Origin of the sequence: Kineosporia rhizophila (genome assembly GCF_021277265.1) — a bacterium.
In the GTDB taxonomy this organism is placed as follows: domain Bacteria; phylum Actinomycetota; class Actinomycetes; order Actinomycetales; family Kineosporiaceae; genus Kineosporia; species Kineosporia rhizophila.
In genome coordinates, this window is the sequence record NZ_JAJSOH010000007.1 from 172,584 (window position 1) to 188,465 (window position 15,882).

The window sequence follows — 15,882 nt, forward strand, 5'->3', positions numbered from 1 at the left end:
TGGCGCCGGGGACCTGCCCGCAGTCGGTGGATCAGGAGGAGGTGGTGCGGAGCGTCACCGGCCCGAGGAGGCCGTTGGTGGTGGGCTTGCGCTCGCCGAACTCCTTCGGCCGGTGCACGCGCAGCTGGTTGAGCAACGGCACGGCGACCTTGACGGTCAGCGTGTTCTGACCCGGACGGACGGCGTTGCCGAGGTCGATCCGGGAGCTCAGCTGGTCGGCCGGCTGAGCCTGCTTCCCGTTGACGAACACCTGGTACGAGCCGGCGACGGCGCCGAGATCGAGGACGGCTCCATCGGCCTTTCCGGTGGAGGGAGCGGTGAAGGTGGTGGTGTAGGAGCCGACGCCGACGGCGTCCTTGATCTCCGGGATCTGGGTCCACGAAACCAGGGGCACGTTCTTGATGATGTGTTCCCGGTGGCGGGTGGTGGCTGAGGAGTCGCCGCTCTCACCGGGGAGCCATTCGTCCAGGGTGAGCGTCCAGTCCGCGAGTTCGGTCCCGGAGCCCTCGGTCTGGGTCGATTGAGGACGAGTGGTGGCCCAGTCGCGGTCGGCGAGGACGATGATGGTGGCGGCTCCGGCGTCGAGTGCGATCTTCTTCCCCGCGGCCGTGACCTCACCGGTCCAGGGGTCGAGGACGTAGCGGCGGGAGCCGGTTCCGGCGAGATCGGCGGTGGTCTCGACGTCCTTGTCGCCGGTGTTCACCAGAACGTAGTAGCTGACGCCCTTCTCGGCGCGCAGGACCGAGTGGACGGCCCGGTCGGCGATGTCGGCGGAGGGCCTGACCTTCTGCTCGGCCAGTCCGGCGGTCACCGCGGCGTCGTCGGCGACGACCGTCACCCGGTTGCCCAGTCGCTCGAACACCGCTTGCAGAGCCGCGTCGTCCTTCGCCGCCTTCGCGGCCGAGGCGGCGTAGCCGATGGTGTGCTCGGGCGTGCCGCCCACGAAGAACACCGGCAGGCCGGAGCGGACCAGCCGGGCCACCTGGCCGGCGGTCTCCAGCGACATCGGCGAGTCGTCGAGCACCAGGGCCCGGTAGCCGTCGGAGGCCGACAGTTGGTCCAGGGCGCCGGGGGTCACGTAGCCGTAGGTGTACCCGGCCTTGACCAGGAACGAGCCGTCGTGGCTGGGCTCGTCGGCGCCGAACGTCTGGTTCAGCACGGCGATGTCGTAGCGGGCCCGGCCGGTCTGCAGCACCTGCTGCATGCGCGAGTAGTAGGCGGCGAGCTCCTTCTCCATCGTCCAGGAGGGCTGACGGGGGCCGAACGCCTCACCGATGTTGCTGCCGAAACCGTGGAAACCCGGCCAGTAGGCGGCGGAGTCGGTGATCGTACCGTCGGCGCTGGGCGGCATCGTGGGGTAGGGCAGGCCGTGGAACACCATCTGGTTGGTGCCCAGCGCGTACTCGCGGTTGGCCAGGGCGACGATCTGGGCCTGGGTGAGTCCGTAGAGGTTGCCGAAGCCACCGGGCAGCATCTCGCTGCTGACCACGCGTTTCCCGGCCAGGGCGACACTGCTGGCCGAGGTGCGCATCCGCGACTCCGAGCACCCCAGCGACTCGCACTCGGTGATGTCGAGCTTCTGGGCGGCGTCGCCCAGGTCGATCGGCTCACCGTAGGGCTGGGCCCGGAACTTCAGGCCGAGCCGGTTGGCCCACGCCTGGATCGGGGTGACGTGGTTGCCCAGGTAGAGCTCGCTGATGGTGGCGTCGATGTCGTGCTGCAGCCGCTCACCGACCTGGTCCTGGCCCTCGGCGAAGCTGTACACCGGGGTGGGGGCGGCGAACGGGCTGGCCGGGGCGGTGCGGGCCAGCACCGGCAGGTACGGGTCCAGCGAGTAGCCGCTGACCCGGCGGAAGGCGGAGCGGAAGTCGCGGGTCCACAACTGGGCGCCGCTGAGCTCGAGGGAGTCTTCGAAGATCGATCCGCCGTTGGCCTTCAGGAGCTGGCGGGTGCGCTGGTCGAGCAGGCCGTCGAAGTAGGCGATGAACTGCTCGGCGCCGGCCTTGTCGAGGTGGTTGACCACCCGGGACTCGGGCTCGGACAGCGGCGAGACGGTCTCACCGAAGGGGGCGTCGTTGCGCTGGGCGGTACCGCGCTTCCAGTAGCTCGTCACCATCCAGGTACCGGACTTCGGCGCGGTCCAGGAGACCTTGCCCGCCTTCACCGAGCCGCTGAGGTCGGTGACGGTGGTCAGGTCCAGCTGGGGCTGTTTCTCGGTGCAGGACGCGACACATCGGGTGGCCGTGGCCGTGACGTAGGTGGGCACCGAGGTCTTGGTCGTGGTGACGACCTTGCCGTTCTCGACCCTGCGCTCGGCGTAGGTGCGGGCGGCGGGTCGGGGCAGGTCGGTGCGGTAGGCCTGGCCGGCCGCGACCACGGCGCTGCCGGTGACCAGTTCCTGGCTGGCCGCGTCGTCGGAGACGTCCAGACCGGGAACCGCGGCCGGCCAGCGGCTGCCCAGGGTGAGGTCGACCTGCACGTCGAGGCGCTGGGCCTCGGTCAGCACGGCCTGGACGGCGGCCCGCCAGTTCGCGTCGCCGTACTCGTGCTCACCCGGGTCGACCACGTAGTCGGTGCCGTCCATCACCATGGCGATCTCGACGCCCTTGTAGCCGGCCTCGGCCACCTCGCGCAGTTGCTCGACCGCGGTCGAGGCCTCTACCGAGGAGGGCCACCACCAGCGGAACATCGCCCCGTAGGAGGAGTCGGCGGCCTTGAAGCCCGCCACGAAATCATGTGCGGGGGAACGATGGTCGGCGGCCTCGGCCGGAAGGCCGAACAGGGCGAGCGCCAGGGTCGTGCTGGCCGTCAGGGCACCGGCCGTGCCCAGTCGGCGGCGGGCGGGCGCTTGACGTCTTTGTCGCGCTCTCATCGGAGGATCCTCCAGAGACGATGGGTGAATCGTTTCATATAGGGTGCGAGGGCGTTCCTGGCCTCTTGCGGAAGCGGGCCCGGTGCAGGCACGTTAGGCGGGCCCGCGACGATGCGGCAAGGACGGAGAAGGCATGAATTCCGGGCATGGCGGCATCACCGGCAGCGATGAAAGCCCCGACGCACTGGCCGCGCTCGACCTCAACCTGCTCACCGCCCTGCGGGCCCTACTGCGCGAGCGCAGCGTCACCCAGGCCGCGGCCCGTCTCTCCCTGGGGCAGTCCGGGGCCAGCGCGGCCCTGCGTCGTCTGCGGGCCCACTTCGGCGATCCGCTGCTGGTGCGCAACGGCACCGCCTACGAGCTGTCACCCTTGGCCGCAGGCCTGCGGCCGGCAGTGGAGGAGGCCTTGGCCGCTGTCGAATCCGTGCTTCTGGCCAGCACTTTCCATCCTTCCACCTCGCGCCGGGTGTTCACCGTGATGGCTGCCGACGAAGCCATGGTGCTGCTGGGCGAGCGGCTGCTCCCACGGCTGGGGCACACTCCGGGCCTCGGCCTGGAGCTGGTGGCGCTGACCGACGCCGCGCTGCACGACGTCGACGCCACGCTGCGGGCCGTCGACGTGCTCCTGATGCCCCGAGGGCAGCTGGCCGGGCATCCGGCAGTCGATCTCTGGGAAGACGAAATCGTCCTCGTGGCAGGCAATGACACGTTCTTGAGCTCAGAAGATGCTACGCCGCAGCGACTCGGCGAGATGCACTGGATCAGCTCGTTCCACGCCCCCTCGGTGATCGCGTCCCTGGAGGCCAGGGGCATCCAGCCCCGGGTGCGGGTCGTGCTGCCCAGTTACGCCGTGGTGCCGATGCTTCTCGCCGGCTCCGCCCAGCACGTCGCGCTGATCCCACGACGCATCGCCGAGCGTCTCGGCGCGCTGGGCGGTGCCCGCGTGCTCACGCCGTGGGGTGGTCCGATGAACACCCGGATGGCGATGTGGTGGCACGCCTCCCGGGAGCGGGACGCCGGGCACGCGTGGTTCCGAGCCCAGGTGCTCGAGGTGACGGCCGAGCTTCGCCGGTCCGGTGCGGCCGCTGTTGCCGAAGACCTGGCGAGCGGATAAATTGACCCCTGGTGTGCCGGGAAGTCTGGTCGGCGGTTCCTTCGGGGACCCCTGATTCGCCCGACCAGAAAGAAGATCCCCGTGAACACCAGCTCTCCGGTCCCGCCCCGCCGCCTGTTCAGCCGGGGCTCCTGGCCCGAGACCCAGCGCGTCACCCAGGTGCTGCGCAAAGAGACGGTGGGCGGCGCCCTCCTGCTCGTGGCCACCGTGATTGCCCTGGTCTGGGCCAATTCTCCGTGGTCGGCGGCCTACACCGGGCTGCGCGACACGGTGGTCGGGCCGCACGCCCTGCACCTGGACCTCTCCCTCGGCCAGTGGGCCGCCGACGGTCTGCTGGCGATCTTCTTCTTCCTGGCCGGCCTGGAACTCAAACGGGAGTTCGTGGCCGGGGACCTGCGGGACCCGCGCCGGGCGCTGGTGCCGGTGGTGGCCGCGGTCGGGGGCATGGTGGTGCCGGCCCTGATCTTCGTGGCGATCAATCTGGGTACCGGAGACGGTGCGCTGCAGGGCTGGGCCATCCCGACCGCCACCGACATCGCCTTCGCGGTGGCCGTCCTGGCCGTGCTCGGCACCCATCTTCCGGCCGCGCTCAGGACGTTCCTGCTCACCCTGGCGGTGGTCGACGACCTGCTGGCGATCGTGGTCATCGCGCTCTTCTACACCAGCGGCCTGTCCGTTCTGCCGCTGCTGGGTTCCGTCGGGGCGATTGCGGTGTTCGGGGCCCTGGTGCAGCGGCGTGTGCGCTCCGGCTGGCTGCTGGTCCCGCTGGCCGTGCTGGCCTGGGCCCTGATGCACGCCTCGGGTATCCACGCCACGGTCGCCGGGGTGCTGCTCGGCTTCACCGTGCCGGTGCTGCGGTCGCCGGCCGAGGGTGGCCCGGAGGCCGGGCCGGGGCTGGCCGAGCACTTCGAGCACCGGTGGCGCCCGCTCTCGGCCGGGTTCGCGGTGCCGATGTTCGCGTTCTTCTCGGCCGGCGTCACCGTGGGCGGGCTCGACGGGCTGGCCACCTCACTGCAGGACCGGGTGGCCCTGGGCATCATCGTCGGCCTGGTCGTGGGCAAGGCGGTCGGCATCCTGGCCGCGACCGCGCTCGTCTCCCGGTTCACCCGGGCCGAACTGGACCAGAGCCTGTCCTGGTGGGACGTGTTCGGGATGTGCCTGCTGGGCGGCATCGGGTTCACCGTGTCGCTGCTGATCGGGGAGCTGGCGTTCGGGGCCGGTTCGGTGCGGGACGAGCACGTGAAGGTCGGGGTGCTCACCGGTTCGCTGATCGCCGCCGGTCTCGCCGCGGTGGTGCTGCGGCTGCGTAACCGCACCTACCGCCGCCTGGCGGAACAGGAGAGGGTGGACGTGAACCAGGACGGCGTGCCGGACGTGTTCCAGGACGACCCGTCCTGAGCGCTACCTGTCCGCGCCGTCCTCTGGGAGGTTCGTACGCATGACCACGGGGTACCTGTACCACGAGGCCTTCGCCTGGCACGACACCGGAACCGCGGCACCCCTGCTGCCCTCCGACCCCGGAGCCGGCCTGCAGCCGTTCGGGCACCTCGACTCGCCGGACACCAAACGCCGCATCCACGAGCTGATCGTCGTGTCGGGCCTGGTGGACCATCTGCACCGGCTGCCCTCCGAACCCGCAGACCTCGCTCAGGTGGAGCGGGTGCACGAGCCGGCCTACCTCGAGCGGTTACGCTCGGCCAGTGCGGGCACGGGTGGCGACGCCGGAGACGGCATCTCGCCGCTGGGCAAGGGCGGCTTCGACATCCTCCTGCGCGCGGCCGGGGCAGCGATCACGACAGTGGACGCGGTGGTCACCGGGCGGGTCACGAACGGGTATGCGCTGGTGCGGCCTTCGGGTCACCACGCGCTGCCCGGCGCCGGGATGGGCATGGCCTATCTGAACAACATCGCGATCGCGATCACCGAGGTCAGGCGCACCCGGGCGGTCTCGCGGATCGCCGTGGTGGACTGGGACGCCCACCACGGTAACGGGGCTCAGCACATGTTCGCGGCCGACCCCGACGTGCTGACCATCTCGCTTCACCAGGACAACGTGTTCCCGCCCGGCAGCGGATCCCTGGCCGAGAACGCCGAGGGCATCCTCAACGTCCCGCTGCCGGCCGGTACCGGAGACGGCGGGTACGCCTACGCCATGGAACGGGCGGTGATGCCCGCGCTGCAGCGGTTCGGGCCCGAACTCATCGTGGTGGCCTCCGGTCTGGACGCCAACGCCATGGATCCACTGGCCCGTCAGATGCTCTCGTCGGCTGGCTTCCGTCAGCTGACCAGCACCCTCATGCAGGTGGCGGAGCAGCTGTGCGAAGGGCGGATCGCGATGGTCCACGAGGGTGGCTACGCGGCGGGTTACGTGCCGTTCTGCGGGTTGGCCATCCTTGAGCAGCTCTCCGGCCGGACCACTCTCGCCGACCCCTATCTTCAGCTGGTCGGCGGGTTCGGCGGGCAGGCCCTGCAGCCGCACCAGCGGGCCGCGGTCGATGCGGCGGCACAGTCCGTGGGTCTGTGACCGAGAGGCCGCACCGCCCGAGGGGCGGTGCGGCCTCTCGGCTCGGATCAGTGTGCGCCGAGGGTGGCGGCGATCTCGTTCGGGGTGCCCTCCAGCGTGACCGAGGCGGTGGTCTCGCCGGTGTTCAGGTCGACCGCGTGCACCGTCTTCTTGGCCGGCTCGGTGACGTAGGCGACGTCACCGTTGGCGATGATCGCCGGGTGCGCGTCCTGCCACTCCACCGGGCCCTCCCAGGCGTCGACGACCGGGAACTCCTTCTCGATCTTGCCGGTCTCCGGGTCGAGCACGTGGATCGAGCCGTCGGTGGACAGGATGTAGGCCAGATCGCCCGGGCCGCGCGCCACGTCGCGGAAGGTGTACTGCACGTTCTCCGGGAGCTCGACGACCTTGTAGTCGCGCTTCTCGGTGTCGATCAGCGCCACCGAGTTCAGCAGGTAGCCCTCGGCGTCCGGGTCGTCCTTGTAGTCGCCGACCACGACCGGGCTGGTCTCGGAGACGAAGGCGTTGCCCATCCGGCCGAACTCGTCGGGGGCGGTGAACTTCTCGAACTTGCCGTCCTGGAACAGCAGGGCGCCGTTCTCGCAGCCGAAGATCACGGCCTCGTCGGCCGCGGTGCCCTCGCCGTGGATGCCTGGGCACTCGGCGCTGGTGGCCAGTTCTTTCCAGTTCTCGCCGTCGGCCTCGAGAGCGACGGCGCCGGTGCGCGTGGTCTCGTCGCCGACGGTGGTGACCAGGGTGCCGTCTTCCAACACGATCGAGACGCCGTGGTGCGGCTTCTCGGCTGTGTAGGTCTGCGCCTCGGGCAACGCGTCGGTGGCCGCGGCCAGTTCGTCGGTCTTCAGGATCGACGTCTTGCCGGTGCCGTCGTCGAACAGCACCGTGTTGCCGGCGTGGCGCACCACGTGGCCGGCCGTGGTGGCCTCGGAGGTCAGGCCGGTCAGCGCCGGGGTGACGGTGTCGAGCAGCTGGAAACCCTTGGAGGTGGTGACGAAGACGTGCTTGCCGTCACCGGCGGCGTTCAGCCGGGTGAACTCCTCGGTCTCGAACTGCTCGACGATCTCGAGCGACGTCGCGTCGAGAACGGCGATGCCACCCTCGTACGAGACGGCCACCCGTCCCTTTTCGGTGCCCGTGGTCTTTGCCGGTGAGGTCTCCGCGGCGGCGGAGACGGACGAGTCGTCCGAGCCGCAGCCGGTGGCGATCAGGGTGAGGCCGACCAGGGCGGCCAGGCCGCCGAGACGCAGTTTGCGGGGCGCAGTCATCGTGAATCTTCTTTCTGTCGGAACTGCTTGAAAATCAGGGGTTCAGGCCGTCGGCGATGCGCTGGGTGTTGGCGCGCATCATCTGCAGGTAGCTGTCGGCGCCCTCGCCGGGAGCGGTCAGCGACTCGGTGAACAGCTCGACCACGTCGACCTGGACCTTCGCCTCGCTGGCGAGAACCTGCACCAGCCGGTCGGGCTGGGAGGACTCGGCGAAGATGGTGGGCACCGCGGCCTGTTCGATCGCGCTGCTCAGATCGCGTAGGTCGGCCGCACTGGGGGCGGCCAGGGTGGTGCCGCCCGGAATCACCGCCCCGATCAGGCGGAAGCCGAAACGCTCGGCCAGGTAACCGAAGACATGGTGATTGGTGACGAGGGCGCGCCTCTGGGCGGGGATCGCGGCGAACGCCTCGGTCATCTCCGCGTCGAGCGCGGCCAGTTCGGCGCGGTAGGCCTCGGCCGAGGCGGCCAGCTTCTCGGAGTCGATACCGTCGATCTCGGCGGCCGACGACTCCAGGGCGTCGACCACGGCGGTCATCGTGGCCGGATCGGTCCAGAAGTGCGGGTCGGGCGCGCCGGCCGCCTCCCCGGAGGCGTAGGGGACCACCTCGATCACGTCTCCGGCCACCAGGGTGGGGGCGCCGGCCTCGGCCGCCCGGTCGAGATGCTGCTGCAGGCCCTCTTCCAGGCCCAGGCCGTTGGAGACGACCAGGTCGGCCCGGTCCATCTCGGCGGCCTGCCGGGCGGAGATCTCGAACGAGTGCGGGTCGGCGTTCGGCTGCATCAGGGTGGTCACCTCGGCCTGGTCGCCGAGCACCTGCTCGACCACGTCGCCGAGGATGTTCGTGGTGACCACCACCTGGGGCCGGTCGCTGCCCGAGGCCTGGGAACACCCGCTCAGGGCGAAGGTCAGGGCCAGGGTGAGCAGTGCGCCGCGCCTCATCGGCCGACCTCCACGAGATGAACCGGCTGGGCGGGAAGTTCGAGGGATCGCGCAACTCTGGCCGAGTCGGCGTAGTCGATCTCGTGCACGACACCGCCGGCGGCGGCGTTCACGTAGGCGCGCTGCCCGTCGACCGTGACCCGCACGCTGCCGGACAGGGCCGGGTCGGCCAGGGTCTTCGCCAGCAGTGGCTCGGTGACGGCGAGCTGCTTACCCGACTCCGCGTCGTACACCTGCACGGTGCCGTCCTCTCCCACGGCCACCACGTGCTGGTCTGCGTCATCCACGGCAGCGGCGGCGACCACGGGGGTGGTGGTCTTCAGCCACTGCCAACTGCTCTCACGGGTGTCGAGCAACCAGATCCCCTTACCGTCGCCGATCCCGGCCACGGTGGGGCGGCCCTTACGGGCTTCGAAAGAGGTGGCGGGAGCCGCTGCTCCGGACGGGTAGGGGATGTGCTGCAGTTCGGTGTTCTCGCCTTCGGTGGTGGCCAGGACGGCGCCGTCGGCGCAGCCCACGACCAGGCCCACCCGAGTGGTGATGGTGCCCGACGGGTTCTCGCAGTCGACCGAGTCGAGCTTCTTGCCCTCGAGGTCGATCAGGTTCAGTCGGGTGGCCTCTTCGCTGACCAGTGCGCCCGCGGGGAGTGGGGCGATGAGCCCGGCGTGCGGGGTGGTCTTCAGACGAAGGGATTTGCTGATCTTTCCCTCGGAGAGCGCCTTGTTGTCGAGGAGGACGGCTTCGCCGGAGTCGGGGAAGAAGACGCCGGTGGTGCCGGCGGTGGAGAGCGGGCCGGTTGAGACGGTGGCCACGCCCTGGCCGGAAAGCTTCCCGATGGTGCGTGGTTCGGCTCGGTAGTAGTGGAAGTGGTCCACGTGGTCCCACGTCCAGACGCCGCTGTCGATGATGCTGATTCCGGACTCGTCGGCGGCGAAGACGTATCGGCCCTCGGTGGTGACCGTTTCGGCCGCGCCGACGGTGTCGAGGGGGGTTTCGGTGCCGTTGAGCAGATCGAGCATCGCGCTCTTGCCCTCGGCGTCGACCGCAACGAGATGCAGTTGCGGTTCGGCCACCTCGGCGGCGCCGGCGACGGCGCCGTGCCCTTCACTCGATTCGGGTGTGGGTGTGGGTGTGGGGGGAGTTTCGTTGGAGCAGGCGGCCAGAGCCAGGATGGTCAGGACGGCTAGCAGTGCTGGTCGAGTTCGGCGGTGCATGTTCACTTTCCGGAGGGGGAGTCGAGAGCGAAGGCGGCGGGGGCCGCCGGCTCGGCGACGGGTGCCGGGCGGCGCCGGCGGCTGAGCTGGGCGAGGACGCCGGAGATCGGGGCGAAGGCGATGGCCGCGGCGGCGATGGAGGCGCCGGCGGCGGTGCCGGCGTACCAGGAGCAGAGCAGGCCGGTGGCCACGGCGAGGACGCCGAAGGCGGTGGCCAGGACCATGCGAGTGGGGATCGTTCTGGTCCAGGGGCCGGCGGCCACGGCGGGGGCCAGGAGCAGGCCCACCACCAGGAGGCTGCCGACGGCCTGGAACGAGGAGACCACGGCGAGGGTGACGAGCCCGACCAGGGCCAGCTGGGCCAGCTGGGGGCGCAGGCCCAGGGTCTGGGCGATACGGGGGTCGAAGGCGGCCGCGACGAAGCTGCGGTGGAAGCCGGTCGCGATCGCCAGGGTGAGGGCGGTGGAGACCAGGAGGACCATCAGGTCGCCCTGGTCGATGGCCAGGATGTCGCCGAACAGCATGGCGGTGGCGTCGGTGGCGAACGAGCGTGAGTGCGAGACGATGATCACGCCCAGCGAGAGCATGCCCACGAACAGCAGCCCGATGCTGGTGTCGTACGAGAGCCGGCCGCGCCGTTGCAGCACCCCGATCAGCGCGCTCATGGTGATCGCGCTGATCGCGCCGCCCAGCATCACCGGCGCCCCGGCCACGGTGGCCAGGGCCACCCCGGGCAGCATGCCGTGGCCGACCGCCTCGCCCAGGAAGGCCATCCCGCGGATCACCACCCAGGTGCCCACCACGCCGCAGATCACTGCGACGAGGGAGCCCCCCAGAAGGGCCCGCAGGACGAAGCCCACGCTGAACGGATCGGTCAACCAGTGCACGATCCGCACACTACACACGAATGATAACCGTTCTCAATCTCGGTTAGAGTGAGGGAGATGACCACCGACCCCGCCGTCCGCGCGCGCAGCCTGCACTTCTCCTACGACGACACCCCGGTCCTGCGAGGTGTCGACCTCGACCTGCCCTGGGGGGTGCTCACCGCGATCGCCGGTCCCAACGGGGCCGGCAAGTCCACGCTGGTCGAGATCCTCGCCGGGGTGCTCCGGCCCGGCTCAGGCTCGGTCGAACGCGCAGATCAGGTGGCGCTGGTGGTGCAGCGCCCGGCCGCTCCCGAGGCGCTGCCGCTCACCGTGCGAGAGGTGGTCACGATGGGCACCTGGCACACACGCACACCGCGGGCTCTGCGGCCGGGCCAGGTGCAGCGGCGGGGCCGGGTCGAGGAGGCCCTGCACCGCGTGCACCTGAATGATCTCGCCGATCGGCCCTTCTCGGCCCTCTCCGGAGGGCAGCGTCAGCGCGCGCTGCTGGCCCAGGGCATCGCCCGCCAGGCCCGCATCTTCCTGCTCGACGAACCGGCGGCCGGGCTCGACGCCGCCAGCCGGGCCCGCACCCGGGCCATGCTCGCGCAGGAGGCCGCCCGCGGGGCGGCGGTGGCCTGCGTCACCCATGACGACGAGGCCATCGAGACCGCCGATCTGGTGGTGCGTCTGGAAGCGGGCCGCCGGGTCGGGTCCTGAGCGCCGGAGCCGCAAGGTCAGCGGCTCGGTTGCTGCAGCCGACCGAACCGGACCATGGCCACCACCCCGACGAGCGGGCCGAATCCGAGCCCGGCCAGCGCGTACTGCCAGCCCACGGCCGCGGCGAGCACCGGCACCAGCTGGATCGTCACCACCGTGAGCGAGAAGCCGCAGGCCGTCTGCACCGTCAGCGAGGTGCCGACATAGCGCTGGTCGGCCGTCTCACTCAGGGCAGTGGAAAAGACCCCCGAATCAGCAATCACCGCAGCGCCCCACACGCAGACGAACACCAGCAGCAGAGCCGGTGAGCGCCCGAAGGCCAAGGGCGAGAGCACACAGCACAGACCACTGACCGCCAGAGCCGCACCGGCCGCGGTGGCCCGCCCGAACCGGTCCGAGGCCCAGCCGCCCAGCAGACAGCCCACCACCCCGGCCAGGCCGATGGCCGCGAACGAGGTGAGGCCCACATCGCGCACCGAGCCCAGGGTTTCCCGCCCGGCGTGGGCGGCCTGACTGGCCAGGACGAAGGTCGGCAGCCACGTCCAGAGCGCATACAGCTCCCACATGTGCCCGAAGTAGCCGAGATTGGCCAGACGAGGCAGGGGCCGGCGGAAGCCGTCGAAAACATGCCGCAGTTGCGGCCTGGAACCGCCGGCCAACAGCGGGCCCGGCTTCACGGCCAGAGCGGCAACTACGGACGCCACCAGCGCCAGAGCCGCGGCAGTCAGCATCACGCCCCGCCAGGGCAGGGTGGCGGTGCCCAGAATGACCTGGGGCAGGGCCGAGCCCAGGGTGAGTGCCCCGATCAGGATGCCGAACGCCCGCCCCCGGTCGGCTGGAGCCGTCCACGAGGCGGTCAGCTTCATCCCCACCGGATACACCCCGGCCAGGAACACCCCGGTGAGCGCCCGCAACGGCACCGCCTGCGCCAGCCCGTCCGCAGTCAGCGCCAGCAGAGCCGTGCAGGCCCCGGCCCCCACCGCCGAGCCCGCCATAAGCAGTTGGGGCGGGAACCGGTCGGCCAGGCCCAACCCGCTGGAAAGCACCGCGCCCACCGCGAACCCGATCTGCACGGTCGCGGTCAGCCACACCGCCTCCGCCGAACTCAGACCCCACTCACCGCGCAGGGTGGGGGCGACAGCGGTGGCGGAGAACCAGACCGCCAGGGCCAGCACCTGGACCACGGCGATCAGCCCGATCTGCACACGCGCCGCTGCCCGGTTCACCTCCATGCCCTCAGCCTGACAGACGGATCGTTGCCGACCACGGTCTTGATGTCGCACAGGGGCTGGACGCGACCCCGTCCTCGGCGCCCACTGGAAGTCGTGCGGTGCCGACACCGGAGGTGGCGTGGAATTTTTCGACCTGGACGAGGACCCGCCGGGCGCCCGGCCGGCGCCACCCGTCTACGTTCCTGTCCTGAAGGCGCACGCAGGTGAGCTCGCAGCCCTGGCCCGGATGGGTCAGCAGGCGCGCAGACGTAGCTACCCGCTCCTGGAAGTCATGCCGGACCAGGGTTACCGGCTGCACGAGCCGGGCGGGCTGATGCGCTGGTTCGCGAAACTTGACCAATGCTGGCCGAAGCCGGTGATGGTGGACGGTGCCCATCTCTCGGTCCGAGAGACCGGCGGCCGGACCGCGTTACGGGCTCTGGTACAGGAGGCCCGCGGTCTGTTCCGGGTCATGGTCCCGGTCATCAGACTCGACGCGCACGCTGCGGTCCGGGCCGATGCGGCTCAGGCCCTCTCCGAGCAGGGCAACGGACTGGCCGTCCGGATCATGCTCACTCGCGCCGACCTGGACGACCTGGACACCCGCGGCGGGGCAGTGTCCGGCCGCCTGCGCGCCCTTCTGGGCGATGTCGGCGCCCGGCCCGACGAGGTAGATCTGATCATCGACCTCGCCTACGTGGCCACCGACGCCGATGCGCACTCGGCCGGCAGTCGTCTGAGTCGCGCCCTGGGCGGGCTGGTGGGCCTGGACAGCTACCGCCGTCTCGTTCTGGTGGCCGGTGCCTTTCCGGCCGATCTGGGCCGGGTCCGGTCCTGGTCACTGACCCGGCTTCCGCGAGCGGACGCGGCCGTCTGGGAATGCCTGAAGTCCACGCAGCCGGGTCGGCTGCCCGTCTACGGCGACTACGCCATCAGCCATCCCGGCCCCAGGCCGCCTCGGCCACCGTGGGTGAGGCCGTCGCCTCAGCTGCGGTACACCACGACGGGGAGCTGGCTGGTTCTCCGGGGCCGGCAGAAGGGCGACCCCCGGCGGAATGGGCAGTTCTTCGACATCTGCCAGGAGATCGGTGACCATCCGGAGTTCTGCTCCGACCTCGGCCCGGCCGACCAGTGCATCGCCGATCCCAGAAGCCATTTCGACGGACCGGGTGGCGCCTCCCGCTGGAATGAACTGGGAACCGCACATCACGTCGACTTCGTTGTCGACTCACTGATCCGCTCCGGTCTGCCCTGAGCGGTTTCAGAAGGGATCAGCCTCGCAGATACGCCAGCACGGCCGAGACCCGGCGGTCGGAGGCCGGGTCGAAGGACAGCTTGGCGAAGATGCCGCCGACGTGTTTGCGCACGGCGGCCTCGCTGACCACCAGCGCCTGGGCGATCGAGGCGTTGGTCCGGCCCTCGGCCATCAGGCCCAGGACCTCGCGCTCGCGTTCGGTGAGGGAGGCGAGGGGGCCGTCGTCGCGGCGGCGGCCGAGGAGTTGCCGCACCACCTCGGGGTCGACCACCGTCTCGCCGGCGGCCACCCGCTCGAGGGCGGCGAGGAACTCCCGGACGTGGCCCACCCTGTCTTTCAGCAGGTAGCCGACCCCGGCCGCGCCCCGCCCGGCGGTGGCGTCGAGCAGTTCGGGCACGTAGGCCTCGGCCACGTAGGCCGAGAGCACCAGGATCGCGATGCCGGGGTGCTCGGCGCGGATCCGGCCGGCGGCGCGCAGGCCCTCGTCGGTGTGCGTGGGCGGCATCCGGATATCGGTGATCACCAGGTCGGGCTGGTGCCGGGCGGTGAAAGCGAGCAGAGCCTCGGCGTTCTCGACGGCCGCGACGACCTCGTGGCCGGTGCGCTCGAGGATGCCGACCAGGCCCTCGCGCAGCAGAGCCGCGTCCTCGGCGAGCACGATCCTCAGACCGGGCATTCCATCCTCATTTCCGTAGGGCCGCCGGGCGGGCTGGTCACTCGCAGCGTGCCACCCAGGGCGTCGAGCCGGACCCGCAGCCCGGCCAGCCCGGTGCCGGGGCCGTGGGCGGTGGCTCCTCCCACCCCGTCGTCCTCCACCGTCAGCACGAAGGTCTGGCCCTGCCGCCAGGCGTGCACCCCGACCCGGCGGGCCCGGGAGTGCCGGGCCACGTTGGTCAGGGCCTCGCTGACCACGAAGTAGGCCGCCTGCTCGACCGGTGGGGGCAGCCGTCCCTCGAGCCGGACGTCGACGGTGGCCGGAACCGGCGAGCGGTCGGCGATCTCGTGCACGGCTGCGGCCAGACCGTGGTCGACCAGCACCCGGGGGTGGATACCGCGGATCGTGCTGCGCAGGTCGGCGAGAGCGGCCTCGGCCTGACGCTGGGCGTCGTGCAGCGCCTCCAGGCCCGGGCCCTCGGGCACGTCGAGCTCGGCCCGGCCCAGCGTCATGGTCAGCGCGACCAGCCGCTGCTGGACGCCGTCGTGCAGATCCCGTTCGATCCGCCGCCGTTCGGTCTCGAAGGCGTCGACCAGGTCCACCCGGGAACGCCGCAGGTCGGCCACGGTCGCGGCCAGGTCGCCGGCCCGGGAGTCGAGCAGGGCCCGGGCCAGCCGTGACTGACCGGCGGCGAGGAGGGTGAGCAGGTAGGCCGCCGCGGCCGCGAGCAGCACACCCAGCCCGGAGGCCAGCCAGGCCTCGCCCCCGGAACTGACCTGCCAGCCGATGACCTGTATCTGCTCCCGGGTGGCGAGCCAGGGTGCGGCCAGCATGGCTGCCGGGGTGATGATTGCGAACAGCAGTGCGACGGTGTCGACCAGCCACAGCACGGTGCCGAGCAGGAGCAGGTAGGCGATCTCCAGCCAGTCGACCGGCATCCGCTGCCGCGCGCGCAGCCGGGCCCGCAGCCCGATCGGCTCGGGCGGACGCTGCTGCACCAGCCGCAGGCGGCTGCGTTCCACCGCCCCGGCCAGCGTGGCCGGCACCCCGCCGAGCAGCGCCGAAACCACCAGCAGGGGCCAGACCGCGAGGCCGGCGACCACGGTGGTGGCCAGGTAGGCGATCGAGCGCCACGGCCAGGACGAGCCGAGAAAGCGCGCAGGGTGGCGGCGGAGCGCCGTTCCCGCGTCAGTCATGATCCCGAGAATAGAGGTTGGACGATTGGTGCGGGGTAGCGTCGGCGCTACCC

13 protein-coding genes are annotated in these 15,882 nt (G+C 71.0%); 5 read left to right on the forward strand and 8 right to left on the reverse strand.

Features of this window, described 5'->3' with window-relative positions:
• Nucleotides 1-31 precede the first annotated feature (31 nt).
• The gene (locus LWF15_RS13185; protein WP_232810885.1) at nt 32-2,872 is read right to left on the reverse strand and encodes a glycosyl hydrolase; all 2,841 of its coding nucleotides are present in this window, start codon (nt 2,870-2,872) and stop codon (nt 32-34) included.
• A gap of 133 nt (nt 2,873-3,005) precedes the next feature.
• Between LWF15_RS13185 and LWF15_RS13190 the strand changes: the two genes are divergently transcribed.
• From LWF15_RS13190 to LWF15_RS13200, 3 genes are all read left to right on the forward strand, one after another.
• Complete coding sequence (locus LWF15_RS13190; protein ID WP_232810887.1) at nt 3,006-3,986, forward strand: LysR family transcriptional regulator; 981 nt, start codon at nt 3,006-3,008, stop codon at nt 3,984-3,986.
• Between the two features lie 81 nt (nt 3,987-4,067).
• A complete protein-coding gene (nhaA, locus tag LWF15_RS13195; protein WP_232810888.1) occupies nt 4,068-5,384 on the forward strand; it encodes a Na+/H+ antiporter NhaA in 1,317 nt (438 codons plus the stop codon).
• A gap of 40 nt (nt 5,385-5,424) precedes the next feature.
• On the forward strand, nt 5,425-6,510 hold the full coding sequence (locus tag LWF15_RS13200; protein WP_232810889.1) for a class II histone deacetylase: 1,086 nt from the start codon (nt 5,425-5,427) through the stop codon (nt 6,508-6,510).
• A 47-nt stretch (nt 6,511-6,557) separates the two neighbouring features.
• Here the strand turns inward: LWF15_RS13200 and aztD are convergent, their stop codons facing one another.
• The 4 genes from aztD to aztB are packed head-to-tail and all read right to left on the reverse strand — an operon-like array spanning nt 6,558 to nt 10,813.
• On the reverse strand, nt 6,558-7,772 hold the full coding sequence (aztD, locus tag LWF15_RS13205) for a zinc metallochaperone AztD (protein WP_232810891.1): 1,215 nt from the start codon (nt 7,770-7,772) through the stop codon (nt 6,558-6,560).
• Nucleotides 7,773-7,806: 34 nt separating this feature from the next.
• On the reverse strand, nt 7,807-8,712 hold the full coding sequence (gene aztC / locus LWF15_RS13210) for a zinc ABC transporter substrate-binding protein AztC (protein WP_232810892.1): 906 nt from the start codon (nt 8,710-8,712) through the stop codon (nt 7,807-7,809).
• Nucleotides 8,709-9,926, reverse strand: a complete 1,218-nt coding sequence (locus LWF15_RS13215) for a YncE family protein (RefSeq protein ID WP_232810894.1) — start codon at nt 9,924-9,926, stop codon at nt 8,709-8,711. Before LWF15_RS13215 ends, aztC begins: the two co-directional genes overlap by 4 nt.
• Before the next feature lie 2 nt (nt 9,927-9,928).
• Nucleotides 9,929-10,813 (reverse strand): zinc ABC transporter permease AztB, encoded by an 885-nt coding sequence (gene aztB / locus LWF15_RS13220; protein ID WP_232810896.1) that lies wholly within the window; start codon nt 10,811-10,813, stop codon nt 9,929-9,931.
• Nucleotides 10,814-10,870: 57 nt separating this feature from the next.
• Between aztB and aztA the strand changes: the two genes are divergently transcribed.
• Nucleotides 10,871-11,512 (forward strand): zinc ABC transporter ATP-binding protein AztA, encoded by a 642-nt coding sequence (gene aztA, locus LWF15_RS13225; RefSeq protein ID WP_232810898.1) that lies wholly within the window; start codon nt 10,871-10,873, stop codon nt 11,510-11,512.
• Between the two features lie 17 nt (nt 11,513-11,529).
• Here aztA and LWF15_RS13230 read toward each other — a convergent pair whose 3' ends face one another.
• Nucleotides 11,530-12,744 (reverse strand): MFS transporter, encoded by a 1,215-nt coding sequence (locus tag LWF15_RS13230; RefSeq protein WP_232810900.1) that lies wholly within the window; start codon nt 12,742-12,744, stop codon nt 11,530-11,532.
• Nucleotides 12,745-12,862: 118 nt separating this feature from the next.
• Here LWF15_RS13230 and LWF15_RS13235 point away from each other — a divergent pair, with 118 nt between their 5' ends.
• Nucleotides 12,863-13,978, forward strand: a complete 1,116-nt coding sequence (locus LWF15_RS13235) for a beta family protein (protein ID WP_232810902.1) — start codon at nt 12,863-12,865, stop codon at nt 13,976-13,978.
• Between the two features lie 16 nt (nt 13,979-13,994).
• Here LWF15_RS13235 and LWF15_RS13240 read toward each other — a convergent pair whose 3' ends face one another.
• Together LWF15_RS13240 and LWF15_RS13245 are read right to left on the reverse strand one after the other, a co-directional pair.
• Nucleotides 13,995-14,654, reverse strand: a complete 660-nt coding sequence (locus tag LWF15_RS13240) for a response regulator (protein WP_269810069.1) — start codon at nt 14,652-14,654, stop codon at nt 13,995-13,997.
• The gene (locus LWF15_RS13245; RefSeq protein WP_232810904.1) at nt 14,642-15,829 is read right to left on the reverse strand and encodes a sensor histidine kinase; all 1,188 of its coding nucleotides are present in this window, start codon (nt 15,827-15,829) and stop codon (nt 14,642-14,644) included. Before LWF15_RS13245 ends, LWF15_RS13240 begins: the two co-directional genes overlap by 13 nt.
• Between the last annotated feature and the right edge of the window lie 53 nt (nt 15,830-15,882).